General features: G+C 68.4%; 12 protein-coding genes. 8 read left to right on the top strand and 4 right to left on the bottom strand.

Translation table 11 applies throughout. The features are described from left to right. Positions 1-103 precede the first annotated feature (103 nt). From E6W39_RS22380 to E6W39_RS39570, 6 genes are all read left to right on the top strand, one after another. A complete protein-coding gene (locus tag E6W39_RS22380) occupies positions 104-481 on the top strand; it encodes a hypothetical protein (RefSeq protein ID WP_141635043.1) in 378 nt (125 codons plus the stop codon). Beyond that, the gene (locus tag E6W39_RS22375) at positions 478-711 is read left to right on the top strand and encodes a hypothetical protein (RefSeq protein WP_141635042.1); all 234 of its coding nucleotides are present in this window, start codon (positions 478-480) and stop codon (positions 709-711) included. The genes E6W39_RS22380 and E6W39_RS22375 overlap by 4 nt, the downstream gene beginning before the upstream one ends. After that, entirely contained in the window at positions 711-1,277 is a 567-nt protein-coding gene (locus tag E6W39_RS22370; RefSeq protein ID WP_141635041.1) for an RDD family protein, read from the top strand. Before E6W39_RS22375 ends, E6W39_RS22370 begins: the two co-directional genes overlap by 1 nt. After that, positions 1,274-2,623 carry an FtsK/SpoIIIE domain-containing protein gene (locus E6W39_RS43060; protein WP_141635040.1) on the top strand — a complete coding sequence of 450 codons (1,350 nt, stop codon included), beginning with the start codon at positions 1,274-1,276 and terminating at the stop codon, positions 2,621-2,623. The genes E6W39_RS22370 and E6W39_RS43060 overlap by 4 nt, the downstream gene beginning before the upstream one ends. Further along, positions 2,620-2,808, top strand: a complete 189-nt coding sequence (locus tag E6W39_RS22360; RefSeq protein ID WP_141635039.1) for a hypothetical protein — start codon at positions 2,620-2,622, stop codon at positions 2,806-2,808. Before E6W39_RS43060 ends, E6W39_RS22360 begins: the two co-directional genes overlap by 4 nt. 148 nt (positions 2,809-2,956) lie before the next feature. Further along, positions 2,957-4,489 (top strand): replication initiator, encoded by a 1,533-nt coding sequence (locus E6W39_RS39570; protein WP_228718285.1) that lies wholly within the window; start codon positions 2,957-2,959, stop codon positions 4,487-4,489. Positions 4,490-4,697: 208 nt separating this feature from the next. Here E6W39_RS39570 and E6W39_RS22345 read toward each other — a convergent pair whose 3' ends face one another. Both E6W39_RS22345 and E6W39_RS43605 read right to left on the bottom strand, forming a co-directional pair. Then, on the bottom strand, positions 4,698-6,332 hold the full coding sequence (locus tag E6W39_RS22345; protein WP_141635037.1) for a recombinase family protein: 1,635 nt from the start codon (positions 6,330-6,332) through the stop codon (positions 4,698-4,700). Between the two features lie 23 nt (positions 6,333-6,355). Next, positions 6,356-8,143 carry a glycosyl hydrolase family 18 protein gene (locus E6W39_RS43605; protein WP_141635036.1) on the bottom strand — a complete coding sequence of 596 codons (1,788 nt, stop codon included), beginning with the start codon at positions 8,141-8,143 and terminating at the stop codon, positions 6,356-6,358. A gap of 326 nt (positions 8,144-8,469) precedes the next feature. Here E6W39_RS43605 and E6W39_RS22335 point away from each other — a divergent pair, with 326 nt between their 5' ends. Then, the gene (locus E6W39_RS22335; RefSeq protein ID WP_228718284.1) at positions 8,470-9,069 is read left to right on the top strand and encodes a LysR family transcriptional regulator; all 600 of its coding nucleotides are present in this window, start codon (positions 8,470-8,472) and stop codon (positions 9,067-9,069) included. A gap of 7 nt (positions 9,070-9,076) precedes the next feature. Here the strand turns inward: E6W39_RS22335 and E6W39_RS22330 are convergent, their stop codons facing one another. Then, the gene (locus E6W39_RS22330; protein WP_323809068.1) at positions 9,077-11,392 is read right to left on the bottom strand and encodes a Dyp-type peroxidase; all 2,316 of its coding nucleotides are present in this window, start codon (positions 11,390-11,392) and stop codon (positions 9,077-9,079) included. Positions 11,393-11,640: 248 nt separating this feature from the next. On the opposite strand from E6W39_RS22330, the gene E6W39_RS22325 reads away from it, so the two are divergent. After that, positions 11,641-13,584 carry a galactose oxidase early set domain-containing protein gene (locus tag E6W39_RS22325; RefSeq protein WP_141635034.1) on the top strand — a complete coding sequence of 648 codons (1,944 nt, stop codon included), beginning with the start codon at positions 11,641-11,643 and terminating at the stop codon, positions 13,582-13,584. A 98-nt stretch (positions 13,585-13,682) separates the two neighbouring features. On the opposite strand, the gene E6W39_RS22320 is transcribed toward E6W39_RS22325, so the two are convergent. Continuing rightward, positions 13,683-14,792 (bottom strand): hypothetical protein, encoded by a 1,110-nt coding sequence (locus tag E6W39_RS22320; RefSeq protein WP_141635033.1) that lies wholly within the window; start codon positions 14,790-14,792, stop codon positions 13,683-13,685. Between the last annotated feature and the right edge of the window lie 270 nt (positions 14,793-15,062).

Below are 15,062 nucleotides of genomic sequence, written 5' to 3'. Positions count from 1 at the left end.
GCGCGCATCGTCAAGCTGACGCATCATCAGTGCTCCCCCCAGATTCATCCGGATGACTGCTGACCCAGGTGGTCATCTCCGGGAGCCTACAAGGAGGTTGACCTTGCGGAACGTTCCCGTTGATCTGGCGCGCGTGGGTGTCTGTCTGTGCGTGTCCAAGGAGCAGAAAACCGACCGTGAGACGGGCGCACAGCGTGCCAATCGTGACGGTGTCCCTTTGTGGACGGTGGGTGTGGCGGTGCGGCCGGTGGGTTACCGGGCGTCGGTGATCGAGGTGACGGTTGCCGGTGAGCCGGTGGTGGAGGTGGGTCAGGTGGTGTCCTTCGCCAACTTGGAGGCGTCGCTGTGGGAGATCGAGGGTCGGGCGGGTCTGGCGTACCGGGCCGACTCGGTGACCATGGCGCCTGCGGGCGGTATCCCGCCGGTGCCAGAGACGCCGCCGGCTGATCCGCGTGGCTCGCGCGGTGGTGCTGCGAAGTGAGTCACCGCACCTGGAAGGACCTGCGCCAGAGGCTGCATAGCCTGTCCGACCTGGGCGACGAGATGCGTGACGGGATGGATTGGGGCCGGGCCCGGTTCCTGTTCGCGATCACCGCTCTGATGGCGGCGGACGCTGCCAGCCTCGCCAACGATCTGGAGACCGAACTACTCAACCTGGCGATGGAGAACGGGATTGACCTGCCGCCGCTGGAGTTGGGCGGTGACGCCTGATGACGGATCTTCAGGGATGGCGGGCGCTGGTGGGTGAGCGGCGCCCGTCGCCGGGTCGGGAGCGTCGGCCCGCTGTGCCGGGGCTGGCGGACTGGTCGACTCGGGCCATGGCCACGCTGGTGGAGATCAGCATCGCCATGGGGATCATGCAGGCCTATTCGGTGGTCTTGTATCTCGCTCGGCCGCCGTTCGCGCTGATTCAGGCGCTGGCGCTGCTGGTCGGCATCCAGATGCAGCCGCTGTTCCGGTTCTTCTACTGGGTGCTCCCGCTGGCGTTTCTGGTGTGGCAGGCAGCGCTGCGCGGTCGCACCGGTCAGTCGCTCGGACAACGCCTGATGCGGATTGTGACGGTGGATGAGGACACCGCCGCCCCGTTGGGTCCGGCCCGGTCGGTGATGCGCTCGGTGCTGCATGTGGTGGACATCGGGTCGGTGTTCTTCGGGTTCCTGCGGCCGGTGGTGCATTACCGGCGCCAGACGCTGGCCGATCAGATCTGCCGCTCGCTGGTGGTCGAGATGGACGTGATCAACCAAATCGCACAAGAGTCTCAGGAGGTGAAGGCATGAGCAACATGAACTTGGTCGGGGGTGCCCAGCCCACTCAATTCCCCTACGGGATATGGGCGTTGGCGGCGGCAATCGGTGTGTGCGTCGTGTTGGCGATCGTGTCGCCGTGGTTGAAGCGCAGGGTGCCGCACGCGTGGTGGGCGGTGTGGGGGTTCCCGTCGACGGTGTTGCGGGTGGTGTGGACGTGGCGTCGGCTGGCTGATTTGCAAGGCCTGTCGGTGGCTCGGCGGCCTGCGCTGGCCGTGCTTGGCGGGGTGGTGTTGAAGGGTCGGGCGCTTCGGCCGGTGAAGCCTCGAATGGGCTTTCCGCGTTGGCAGTTGGGTGGCCTGGTCGTCGAGGTGAGGATGCACCCTGGGCAGACGCCGGAGGAGTACGTGGCGGCGGCTGAGTCGATGGCGCACGCGTGGCGGGTGTTCTCGGTGCGGGCGGTGTCCGAGCAGCGAGGGACGGTGCGACTGTCGGCGCTGGCGTGGGATCCACTGGTGATGCCGTTCACGCCGCTGACGCGTTCAGCGGGGCTGTTGTCGGCGGTGGTCGGGATCTGGGATGACGGGGCGTGGTGGCGGATCGACCTGCGCAAGGTGCCGCACTGGCTGATCGTCGGTGCGACGCGTTCCGGCAAATCCACGATGCTCGCCGCACTCGTTCACCAGTGGGCTCGGCAGCGGGTGGCGCTGGTGGGACTCGACCTGAAAGGCGGCATGGAGCTGTCCCTGTTCGGGCCGCGTCTGACGGCGCTTGCCACCAACCGCAGTGAGGCGGCGGACCTGCTCGATCAGTTGGTTGAGATCCTGCTTGGTCGGATGGCGTTGTGCCGGATGGAGGGGGTGCGTTCGGTTTGGGAGTTGCCGGAGCGTGAGCGGCCTGTCCCGGTGATCGTGCTCGTGGATGAGGTGGCCGAGCTGTACCTGATGGCGTCCACGGCCGATAGGGCGGAGGTTGCCCGGGTGTCGACCGCCATGCTGCGGATCGGTCAGCTGGGTGCGGCGCTGGGGGTGCATCTGGTGCTGGCCGGGCAGCGGTTCGGGTCCGAGCTGGGTCAGGGGGTGACCTCGCTTCGCGCACAGCTGGGCGGGCGGGTCTGCTTCCGGGTCATGGACGAAGGCACTGCCGAAATGGTGCTTGGCGACGTCGACGGCACGGCCGTGGATGCGGCGCAGATGATCTCCGAGGACTTCCCGGGGCTGGCGGTCGCGCTCGGTGCTCCGGGTGGTGGTTGGCGTCGGGCTCGGACCCACGCGATCACGCCGCGCCAGGCAGAGGAGGTCGCTAAGGAGTTCGCGCACCTGACTCCGGCGATGCGTGACCTGTACCCGGCGAGTGTGGGCGGGGTGGGTGGCGAATGACCAGTCAACTGGGCCTGGCCCTGTTCCTGGGCGTCTTCGTCGTCGTCTTCCTGCGGACCCGGATCTTGTACATCTGGCAGGTGATCTTGGTCGGTCTGTGGGGCTTCTACATGGCGCAGAGCCACTTGGGTGACCCCGCCGGCAACGCTGTCTCCTGGCTCGTGACGCGCTTCACGCACGGATAGCAATCGGTCTCTCTAATCGAACTGGAGTTCTCATGCGACCAGCCGACGACCCCTTCCCAGCCCCCTCATCCCTTGTCGTTCTCGGTCATGCCGGGCCCTGGTGCCTGGTGTGGCCGGGGCGGCCCGGTTCTCCTTGGAGTCATCCCCCATGAACGGCAATCCGTTCGAGGACCCGTCGGCGCGGCGGGCCTACCTTGAACAGCAGGAACGCCTGCGGCGACTGTCGGCAGTAGATCGGGACTTGGTGCGGCTGGGGCAGATGCCCCGGCTGGACCGGTGGTTGGAGCAGATCGAGGCGACCGGCGGGTGTGCCCACCCGGTCTACGTGGCCGGACGGTCGTCCACCTTTGATGCGATGTCGGGTGAGCTGCTGCGTGAGTACAGCAGCGAGGGTGAGCCGGGCGGGCGGTTGGCAATGCGCTGCCGCAACCGGCGGGCGAGTGTGTGTCCGTCGTGCTCGCGCCAGTACCAGGGTGATGCCTGGCAGTTGGTGAAGGCCGGGCTTGTCGGCGGGAAGGGTGTCCCGGACACGGTGACGGCGCATCCGATGGTGTTCGTCACGCTGACGGCTCCGTCCTTCGGTCGGGTGCATCGGGTGGGGCGGTGTGTGCGGCCCCGGGATGGGGGTTGCGTTCACGGGCTGCCGCTGGGCTGTGGGCAGCATCACGCCGAGGGTGCGCCGGTGGTGGGCCAGCCGCTGTGCCCGGCTTGCTACGACTATCCCGAGCACGTCCTGTGGCACGCGCACGCGGGCCGGTTGTGGTCCGGGTTCATGGACGCCATGTACTACCGGCTTGGCGTGGTCGGCGGGGTTGGCAAGGGGGCGGTGCGCCGGGTCCTGCGGCTTTCCGCAATCAAGGTCGCCGAATACCAGCGCAGGGGCGCGGTGCACTTCCATGCGGTGCTGAGGCTCGATGGACCTATGGACCCCGGGGCGCTTGGTCCGGGTGCTGCGATCAGTGCCACGGAGGGTCCGGCGGTCTTGAAATATGAGCCGCCCGTATGGGCGTCCTCAGAGTTACTGGCGTCTTTGGTGCGGCCGGCTGCGGCGTCGGTGTCGGTGGGGGTGCCGGTGTCGGAGGCGGTGGCGGTGGGGGCGTTGCGGTTCGGGGCTCAGGTGGAGGTGCATCCGGTGACGGGCCCGGGTGGGGTGGTGGATGAGCGGGTGGCCGCGTATCTGGCCAAGTACACGACGAAGAGCGCGGATGCGTCGGGGGCGCTGGATCACCGGATCGTTCGTGCCGATGAGATCGGCTTTCTTCGCGTGCCGGACCACATCCGGGCGTTGGTGGGGACGGCGTGGCGGCTCGGGGGCCTGGCGGAGTTCGCGCATCTGCATCTGCGGTTGTGGGCACACGCCTTGGGCTTTCGGGGCCATTGCCTGACCAAGACGCGGGTGTACTCCACCACGTTCGGCAGGTTGCAGGCGGATCGTGCTCGCTTCAAGCGGGGGCGCCTGGTGGACGCGGAGCGCGAAACGGTGGTGGTGGGTGAGTGGCGTTTGGCGGGGCTGGGGCACTCCCCGGCGGAAGCGCTGATCGCTGCCGGTATCGCTGAAGACCTGCACCGGGCCCGGGAGCTTGCCCGCGACCACCTGACCCCCGGGTGGGTGGGTGGGGCGCGGCGGGGACCCGGAGGGTCTGACCAGGGGTGGCAGACGGGGGCGGATCATGGAAGCTGAGCCGACGGGGTGTGCTCCGGCCGATGGCCTTGACGGACAGGAGCAGGACGAGGATTGGCGGTGGGCCAGGGAACAGGCACGTCGTGCGCCTCGGTGGTCGGATGAGAAATGGCGGCGGATGAACTCGGTCCTGGATCTCAAGATCGCGGACCGGGGTGCGCCCCGCCGCCCCCTCCCACCGGATGTGTGAGCTGTCCGGCTGGTCCCGCTACGCCTTGTCGTGGTAGATCGGGACCAGCCGGTCACGTAGTGGTGCGCGGCTGCCCCGTCCCACCGGCAGAACTACGATTGCGGTGAACGCCCTCTCCAGGTAGGCGCGCCTGTCCGCCAGCGTGATGCCAGGGCGGTCCCACTCCGCCTCCATGTCGATCGGTTGGCCATGATGGGCGCGAGCCCTGCGTTGCCAGGCACCGCGCTCCTTCAGGAGGCGTCGCTCCTCGGCCTCGTACTCGGCAAGGTCCTGGTAGTAGCGCTCCGCGCTGATCTGCCGATTGCGGCGGGCCTGCCTGGCATCGGCGATATCCTCGCGAACATTGGTCAACTTCTCTTCGCTCGGCCAGACTTCCTCGGCGGTCACGGCATCTCGCTCGGCTGCTTCCTCCTCATGCTTGGCGATCACCAGCTTGCGGATCAGCTCATCGGCCTCCGGCCCGTTGATGCGCACACCACCGCAGCCATGGCGTGTGGACCTGGCGGGGCACTGGTAGAAGTAGTAGCCCTCCGGCTTCTTCTGGCTCGGGCTGGCCTTCATCGCCCGTAGCTTGGCGCCACAGTCCTCCTTGCCGCATCGCAGGGTTCCGGTGGCAAGGTAGGCACGGGTGTTGTGGCCGGCGCCCCGTTCGGCGCTCTCCTTGATGATGTCCCTGACGGCCTGCCACTGCTCGACGGTCAGGATCGGCTCGTGCAGCCCTATGACCGGCTGGCCCTGGTCGTCATACACGATGGTGGTGTGGCTCTTCTCGGTGCCGGTCTCCGGGTCGAACTCGATGTCTACGCGGGAGCGGTATCCGCAGATGCGCGGGTTACTCATCGACTTCTTGAACGCCCGGTAGGTCCAGGGGTTGCCCACAGAGGTGCGGACGCCCTCGGCCTCCCAGCGGGCGAGGATCGAATAGAAGGTGCCCCCGTCGATCAGGTGTTTCGCCGCGTCCCGTAGGAGCTTTGCCTCCTCAGGGTGCAGGGTGCGGCGGTCTTCGTTCCATCCGAACGGACGCGGACCGCCACCGGGTATGCCCTTCTGCTGCATGGCCTTGTGCTTGCGCACGACTCTGCGTGACGTGTCGGCAGACGACTTGTTGTTCATGGCAGTGATGACACGCGCCATGGCCCTGCCGTTGTCGGTCAGTAGATCGAGAGTGCCCGTGATGTCGATGATCGGCCGCCCGTAGTGCTGCACCACTTCGATTGCGTCTTCCAAGTGGCGTGGATCGCGTGTGAGCCGGTCGATGTCGTAAACGATGAGGCCGTCAAGGCGCTCACCGGTGGGCGTCTTTCCCGCCTTAAGGTCGGTCAAGGCGCCTTCGAATACCGGGCGCACTACACGGTAGACCACCTCGCCATCCGGCAGGCGTACCCGCTTGCGCTTCCATGCGGAAGTGTCGGGCTCGGTGTAGGTGTAGACGTACCGGCCGCCACGGGCCTCTACGTACTCCCGGTCGTCCTTCTCTTGCTCGTCAGTGCTCTTGATGTCCCTGCCGGTCACGAATCGGCGCTGTGACGGATCATCAGTTGCCAACTCCGATAGCTCTCCCTCGGCCTCCTCGGTGGACAGACGAGTTAAGCCCGCCCAGTTCTGCCCATCGAGCTTGCCCCACTGCGCCAGCCTCACCAGGTCATCGCTCATAAGACAAAACTACATTGGTAGACCTAGTGGTTGCCGTAGTCCAGGTACTTGCCGAGTTGGTCGGTCTGGACGTTGGTGATCTTGTCCTGGCCGCTGGGCAGCGCCGCGGTCAGAAGGAAGTGCTTGCCGATGCCGGAGCCGTAGGCGTCCAGTTCGTTGCGGAACTCGGCGAGCAGTGCCGTGTAGTCGGCCGTGTCGGCGGCCGAGTAGTGGTTGCCGGTGTGACCGCCGGCCGAGGCCGGGTACTCCCAGTCGATGTCGATGCCGTCGAAGATGCCCGCGGCCGAGCCGGTGCCGCCGGAGGCGTCACCCGAGATGCCGGTGGGCAGGTTGCCCTTGATGAACATGTCGATGCAGGAGGAGACGTACTTCTTCCGCGAGGCGTCGGTGGCGGCGACGTCCGAGAAGTACTTGGAGTAGGTCCAGCCGCCGAGCGAGACCGTGAACTTGAGGTTCGGGTACTTCGCCTTCAGCTCGCGGATCTGGTTGAAGTTGCCCTTGATCGGCTGGCTCCAGGCGTCCGTGCTGCCGTCCACGCTGATGTCGCCGGTGTAGGACTTCTGGTAGTCGGCGAAGGCATCGCCCGCGCCGTCGCCCGCATTGGGGTCGGCGTCGTTGGTGTCGGCGGCCTTGACGGTCTCGAAGCAGCTCAGATTGGTCGGATCGATGTTCTCGAACGCGTAGGTGACCGTGGTCAGGCCCGACGCCGCGCCGGTCTTGGCCAGGCTGCTCGGGTAGTAGGCGTTGCCGTAGATGCCCCACTGCGCGAAGTACGCGGACTTCACCGCACCGGTGGGCGCGGCGCCCGTGGTGGCGGGGGCCGGCGCTGACTGGGCGCTCTTGTGGCCGTCCTTGTCATAGCCCTGAACGGTGAAGCTGTAGGCGGTGTTCGGCAGCAGCGAGCTGACGGTGACCGTGGTGCCCATCGAGGTGGCGACCAGGTTGGCGCCGCTGTAGACGTAGTAGACCGGGACGTTGCCGTTCTGCGCGCCGTCGGTGGACGCCGCCCAGCTGAGCGTCACGGTGTTGTTCTGCACCTTGGCGCTCACCCCGGTCGGGGTGGAGACCAGGCCGTCGCCGCCGGGCGCGGTGCCGCCGGAGGAGGTGGCGGTCGGGGTCGGCGTGGGGGTCGCGCTCTGCGTCGGGGTCGGCGTCGGGGTGGACGAAGGCGTCGAGGTGGGCGTGGGGGTCGCGCTCCGCGTCGGGCTGGACGAGGACGTCCAAGACGCGCTGGTGCTGCCACCGCCGCCGCCCGGCCCGGTCAGCGCCAGGTCGTCCGCGTAGTACGTCCCCTGCCCGTACCACCCGTGCACGTACACCGTCACCGAGGTGGTGCCGGCCCCGGTCGTGAAGGTGGTGCTGAGGTTGGCCCAATTGGCGTTGGAGCCCCAGGTGTTGGTGTCGGTGGTGCCGGTGCCGGTGACGCCGAGGTAGGTGTAGTCGCCCTTCAGCCAGCCGGACAGGCTGTAGGCGGTGTTGGGCATGACGGCGACGGTCTGCGAGCACTGCGCGGTGTCCGAGGCCGAGGCGGCGGCCTGCAGTGCGTAACTGCCGCTGTGCGGGGCGCTGGTGGTGATGCTGCCGAGGCCGCCGGAGCAGTTCCAGCCGGTCAGCGTGCCGGTCTCGAAGTCGCCGTTGGTCAGCAGGTTGGTGCCGGCGGCGGTGGCGGCGGTGCCGCCCAGCAGAGTGGCGAGGCCGGCGGCTCCGGCCACCAGGGCGGTGGCGGTGACCAGCGCGGTGGCGTTGCGAAGGGGGCGTCGAGCGGTCGTCGGACGCTCGGTCTGCCGCGCAGCGGCTGCGCGTTCGGGCATGGTCGCTCCAGGGGTCACGTCCGACCGGTGTGGGGCGGCCGGGCGTTGAGTGGGGGGAGGTGTACCTGGGCCCGACCGGGTGCGCACCCGGTCCGCCCTGCTTCCGCGGACTGCGCCGAAGGTAGGCCCTGCCGCCGCGTCAGGTCAACAGGTCTGTACCAATCTGCACTACAGGAAGCCTGTCACCTGCTGAAACGCAAGACCGATTGAACCCCAAGTCAAGCAGCCGAACCATTGGTCGAGACCTCTGCCCGGACCGGTGTTGCAGGCCGTCGCGGCCTCGGCGGATGATCGCTCCCGGGCCGTTGGGCGATCGTGGGGGAGCCGTGGATCTGGGGGAGATCGAGACCTTTCTGGCGCTGGCCGAGGAGCTGCACTTCGGCCGGACCGCGCAGCGGCTGCGGCTGCCCCAGTCCCGGGTGAGCCAGCAGATCCGGTCGCTGGAACGCCGGCTCGGCGCACCGCTGTTCACCCGGACCAGCCGCCGGGTGGAGCTGACCCGGCTCGGCGAGCACACCAGGGACAGCCTGGGCGCCGCCTACCAGGCGCTCGGTGACGCCTTCGACGAGGCCCGCACGGTGGCCCAGGGCGTGGTCGGCACCCTGCGGATCGGATTCCTCGGCTGCCTCAACGGCACCCCGCTGACCACCCTCGCGGCCGACTTCGCGGCGGCTCACCCGGCCATGGGGTCCCCCGGCGCCGGGGCCGCCCGCACCTACCAGGAGGCGCTGAACCAGGTGGCCACCGGCCGCCTGGTCTGGCCCACCCACGCCGGCCTGTTCCGCCACTACTGCCACCCCGGGGTCACCACCCGCCCGTTGACCGGCCTGCCGCCGGCCCATGGCGCGCTGGTGTGGCGTGCCGCCGCCGAGGACGCGAGGATCCGGGCCTTCGTCGCCCTCGGCGGTGGGCACAACTACTGGTGATGCTGCGTCAGTTCACCGTCAGCGAGCTCCACAGCGTGGTGGACCGGTCCGGCACCTCGATCTGGTCGTCGTGGCCGCCGCTGTTCAGCATCGAGATCATCCGGTAGCGGTCCCGGTGGAAGACCCAGTACCAGGACCTGCCGTTCACCTCCCGCATGTCCGGGATCGGCAGGATCGTGGTGACCTTGTCGATCCCGGCGAACGAGCTCCAGGCGGAGAGCCGGCGGTCGGAGCGGAGGATCTGGTTCGCGTGCTGCTCGCCGTCGGCGATGCTGATCACCCGGTGGAACTGCTGGCCGTTCAGGGTGTGGAAGACCCAGTAGATGCTCACTCCGTCCCTCCGCTGCCGGTCCGGCATCGGCAGGAAGAAGTCCACCCGGGCCACCCCGGTGAGCGCGGGCCAGGTGCTCAGCGGGGCGTCGGGGCGCTCCATGACGTCCTGGTGGTCGCGGCCGTTGGCGATCGAGACCACCCGGTAGCGCTGCATGGCGTTGGCGCTGTGGAAGACCCAGTAGGACGTCTTGTTGTCGACGTTCTGCTTGTCCGGGAACGGCAGCAGGCAGTCCACCTGGGTGATGTCGGTGAACGAGGCCCAGTTGCCGATCGGCTGGTCGTCGGTCTCCTTGCGGTCGGTGTGCTGGTTGCCGTCGGCGATGGTGATCGCCCGGTACTGCTGTCCGCCGGCGACCGTGCGGAACACCCAGTACCAGCTCTTGCCGTCCGTGCGCTGCCGGTCGGGCACCGCCAGGAAGGTGTCCACCGGCTGCCCGACCGGCGGCATGTCGGCCGGCAGCCGTCCCTCGCCGAGCGCCTTGAGCATGGTGATCGACGGCAGGAACGCGTAGACCGCGCCCTCGGTGCGGACGAACCGCTCGAAGCCCAGTTGCACCGGCTCGCCGCCGGCGTGCTCCCAGTTGACCGTGCCGTTGAAGCCGACCATGGCGTCGGGGCCGGGCTCGTCGTCGTCGCCACGGTTGGGCGGGAAGTCGGGGTTGTCGATCCACCGGTTCTGGATGAACTCGAACTGGTCGATCAGATCGGTCTGGTAGCAGATGAAGAGCAGCCCGCGCGGCTCGTCAGGCCCGCCGGGCCCCTCGGACGCCGGGTCGAAGGGCGCGCCGTAGGGGCTGCCGCGCCGCATGATCCGGCGCCGGTCCATGATCGGGTTCTCGGGGAACGGATCGTCGCCCGGGTGCTCCTGCAGGGCGTCGCGCGGGTTGGTCTTGCGCAGGTGCGAGAAGAGCGGGGTGAGGTGCCCTTCGAGGTCGTTCAGGAAGCTGATGTTGTTGTCGTTGGCGGCCACCGTGTCGTACGGCTTGTCGGCGAGCGGGCAGTTGGCCACCGGGGCGCCGGAGCGCCAGCGCCCGACCACCCGGGAGGCCACCCACTCCACCGTGGCGTCGTCGGGGATCGCCTTGGCCTTCTTGAGCGGCTCCAACTGCCGGGCGATCTGCGCCCACCAGCCGGGGACGTCCTGGGCCAGCCGGCGGACCACCTGGAACGAGCCGTTGAACGCCCACTGCGGCAGCGTGTTGGGCGCGTCCCCGACCTTGGGGTGGCCGGCCACGAACTCGCCGGCCGGGATCAGCCGGGTGCCCGGGTGGTCCTTGACCCACTCCGGCATCAGCGGGTCGGGCTCGTCGAAGTCGATCACCCCCGGCTCGCTGACGCCGTCCTTGAAGCCGAAGTGCTCCTTGCCGCGCCGGCTGCCCTTCAGGGTGGCGCCGTTCTGCTGGAACATGATCGAGACGCCGTACCTGACGGCCAGCTCGCGCTGCTCGGTGACCGTGGCGTTCAGGTCTTCGACGGTGTCGGAGGCGATGGTGAGCACCGCGTGGATCAGGCCCTCGGTCTTGTTGTTGCCGAACAGCCAGTGGCTCGGGTGGCTGTCGCCCTTGTCGCCGATCTTGTCGGCCCTGGGCACCGGGCCCTGCTGGAAGGCGCCGAGGGTGGTCCCGGGGTCGGCCGATGGGTAGGGCTCCCGACCGAGCAGCATCTGCAGGCCGGAGTAGGTGAAGCTGAGGCCCATCCAGGTCGCCTTGAGTCCGGTGGGGTCGCCACCGCTGCGCTTGCGCGCTTGGCTGAAGGCCTCGTTGAAGGCGGCCACCTGTCTGGTGGTGGCGATCCGCGGGGTCAGCCGTTGGAGCCAGCTGCGGGCCTTGATGCCGTCCTGGAAGGAGAGCATCAGCAGAACCATCTGGTCCTTCTTGAATCCGGCGAGCACATCCCCTGGATGTCCTCGTTCTCGCGCAACGGCAGGTCGACGGGCATGGAGCCTCCACGGTTCTCTGATGACGGTTCTCTGATGGCGGTCGGTAATCATGACCGTATGCGACCTACTTGAGCCGGGCGACCGACGAGCCATCAGACGGGTACCCGGGCCACCCGTTGGCGGTATCTGACGCGACAGCAACTCACGCTGGTCATAAGACTGAACACGGCTCTGAATCCGGCCGTCACGGCTGCGCGCACGCCACCGCGGCGGCATCCGCCAGGGGTGCCGAAGCCCCTCACTTTCCGCTACCGAGCGTAGTCAGGGCCGCCATTCGTCCCTCATCGTGAAGGAAATCCATGTCCCGTACCGCCGTGCCACCAGGACGCCGGCTGGCCGCTCTGCTGCGCGCCTGCACCGTCGCCGCCGTGGCCGCCTCCACCGCCCTGGCCGTCCCGCTCAGCGCGGGCGCCGCCACCACCAGCCCCGACGAGCAGCCCATCACCGCCGCCCAGGTGCAGGCCGAGACCCGTGCCGACGAAGTGCGCGCGTTCGGCCCGGAGGAGGCCGGCTACCTGGCCTGGCAGCGCCTGGAGAGCCGGGCCGGCCTCCGGGAGGCCGCGCACACCCGGGCCGAGGGCGGGCCGGACAACGGCTACCCGCTCCCGATCCGGGTGCACCGCCTGGAGATGCTCACCAAGACCCAGGCGGAGCTCAACAAGAAGTTCGACCCGTCGGTCTTCGGCAAGTTCACCGACTACTTCACCTCGCCCGAGTACGGCGACCACGTCGCGCTGCTGCCCACCGGCAAGGTGCTGCTCTTCTCGTTCGAGCCGGTGGAGACAGACCCGACCCAGGAGCCCGCGCCGACCAACATCATCGGCTCGGCCAACAAGGGCCGCGCCTACCTCTGGGACCCGTCGCTGGGCACCGGCTCCAACGCCTTCACGGCGGTGCCGCCGCCCAACGTGGTGCTGGACGACGGCACCGGGGCCAACCGGCCCGCGCCGTTCTTCTGCGCCGGGCACTCCTACCTGGCCAACGGCATGGTCGGCATCTTCGGCGGCAACCTGGGCGGCAACGGCGGTGCGGGCGCCAAGCTGTCGCTGATCTTCGACCCGTGGACGGAGAAGTGGACCAAGAACCCCGACATGTCCGTCGGCCGCTGGTACCCGTCGGTGGTGACCGGCGCGGACGGCCGGCAGCTGATCATGTCGGGCCAGTCGGAGATCGGCTGGGGCACCCCGACCCCGATCGTGGAGCGGTTCCCGGCCAAGAAGGACCCGGTGGTCTACGACTCCAAGAAGGTGCCGATGGGTCCGGTCGACCGGTTCGGCGCGGACGCCCCGTTCACCACCGACTATCCGCAGCTCTTCTCGCTCAACGACGGCAAGATCTACGCCCTCGGCCGGGTGCCCAGCCAGCAGTGGGTCTTCGACACCAAGAACGAGAGCCGGGCCGACCTGCCGCCCCGCCCGGACAAGCTGGACCCCGGGGTAACGAACCGCAACTACGGCTCGGCGGTGGCACTGCCCAACGGCGCCAAGGGGCCGGACTCGGTGCTGATCCTCGGCGGCAACCGCAGCGACCCCAACACCTACAAGCTCTCCGGCGGCAAGTGGTCCACTGACACCCCGCGGGCGTTCGGCCGCACCCAGGACGACACCCTGATCTTCCCGGACGGCAACCTCTTCACCGTCAACGGCGCCTTCGACATCCGCGACTACGGCAACGGGGCGTACAACCCCAACGCGGACCTGAAGTACCGCCAGACCGAGATGCGCGACAAGGACGGCAACTGGAAGCTCGGCCCGGTGCAGCGGCTGCCGCGCGGCTACCACTCCAACGCCGTGATCCTGCCGGACGGCCGGGTGATGATCACCGGTGACGAGCTGCAGCAGATCGCCAACAATCCGAACATCAAGACGGAGAACGGCGGCACGATCGAGATCTACGAGCCGTGGTACCTGCACAGCGGTACCCGGCCCAAGCTGGACTCGGCGCCGACCGACGGGGTGCGGTACAACCGCAGCTTCGACGTCACCTCGTCCACCCAGGGCCAGGTGACCCGCGCCGTGCTGATGTCACCGATCACCTCCACGCACTCGGTGGACACCGCCCAGCGCCATGTGGAGCTGCAGATCGCCAAGCGCGACGGCAACAAGCTGACGCTGCAGAGCCCGCCGAGCACCAACGCCGCGCCGCCCGGGTACTACATGCTCTTCCTGCTGGACGCGAACGGTGTGCCCAGCGAAGCGAAGTGGGTGAAGCTGGACGCGACTTCGGGAGGCTCACTGCCGTAGAACCGTCAACGAGCGTGTGACGGCCCGGGGTTCGCACCCCGGGCCGCCGCATGTCCGGATCACACCGAGCGCGCCGGGCAGCGGGTCAGGAGGTGCGATCAGTGCAGGATCGCGTGGGTGATCGCGCAGGAGTGGGTGTCGTTCGACCAGCTCGCCTGCTCGGTGAAGGTGCCGGTGCCCATGGCGACGTTGGCCGCGCCGCCCGCCTTGCCGGCCGGGATCCAGGCGCACTCGTCGGAGTTCTCCTCGCCGTCGTAGTTCGACCAGCCGCCGTACGGGAACTGGTCGGACATCATCTCTTGCCACTCGTGGCCCATGGTCATGGTCCAACCGTCCAGCGTGCCCGGCTTGTTGACGTAGCCCACGCCGCAGTCGGTCCCCTTGTCCATGTTGTACGGCTGGTTGCTGAAGGCCAGCGGGCCGTACGGGGAGTCGACCGCGCCACCACCGGTGAGCCTGTCGTCACCGGTGTAGTCGTGCCAGGCACAGTAACCGGTGCCCGGGTCCTGGTAGTTGTCCGGGTTGGTGCCGTGCGGCGACATGATCACGTAGTAGGCGTGCCGGTTCGAGGCGGTCGTGGTCTTGCCGAAGTGCTCGGCCGCCTTCACCGCCTCCTCGCCCAGCTGGTGACCAGAGGCGGAGGCCGGCGACGCGGCCGAGTTGTCGTACCAGACACCGGCCAGCACGCCGCCCTTCTGGTAGGGGATGAAGCTGGCGTTCGCCGGGCAGCTGCTGGCGCCCAGCTTCACGTTCGGGCCGTCACACCACTGGGTGAGGTCGGCGGACCACTTCTCGTTGCCGGTGCCGATGCCCTTGAACATCTGCTGCGCGACCGGCGCGGCACCGTCCGGGTCCTTGGAGAAGGTGGCGTTGCCGTGGCCGTCGGTGCCCTTCTTGCCCCACTGCGAGCCATAGAAGACCAGGTACACCTCGGCGTGGCCGTCATTGACGCCCACACCGTCGTGCCCACCCGCGTAGTTGAGGTCGTTGTCGTCGGACGCCGCGAGTCCGGCCCGGTGGGTGGCGGCCTGGCTCAGCGTGTGCATCACGCCATGGCGCGCGACGTGCACGGTCGAGGTGGCGTCGCCGGCGGGGACGACGTGGGCCGATGCGGGGGTGACGGCCAGGAAGACGCCCGAGGCCAGCGACAGCGCGGCGGCGCCGACGACGGCGGCGCGGACCACGCCACGCAAGGTGGAGTTACTCACTGTGGGGGAGATCCTCTCTCAACGAAACCGCACCGCTGGGGTCGGCGGCGCGGGCGGAGCCGGTGGTGCGAACTCGGCGAGGACATGATGCTGCGTCAACTCACCCGAACGGTCCCGTGGTCGGATCCGATCCGCAGTCAGGTGAGCTCGCCGCGCTTCGAGCAAAACAGGCTTGTCAGAAGACCGTCAATCCGGACCCGGTACGTATTCAGGCCCTGCCGAACCCCTATCCGACCCCCTATCCGAACCACTGATGCCGCACCATCGCGA

Origin of the sequence: Kitasatospora acidiphila, from assembly GCF_006636205.1 — a bacterium.
Classification (GTDB): Bacteria; Actinomycetota; Actinomycetes; order Streptomycetales; family Streptomycetaceae; genus Kitasatospora; species Kitasatospora acidiphila.
The sequence above is the reverse complement of the archived record's forward strand: the minus strand, read 5'-3'. Positions and strand labels throughout refer to the sequence as shown.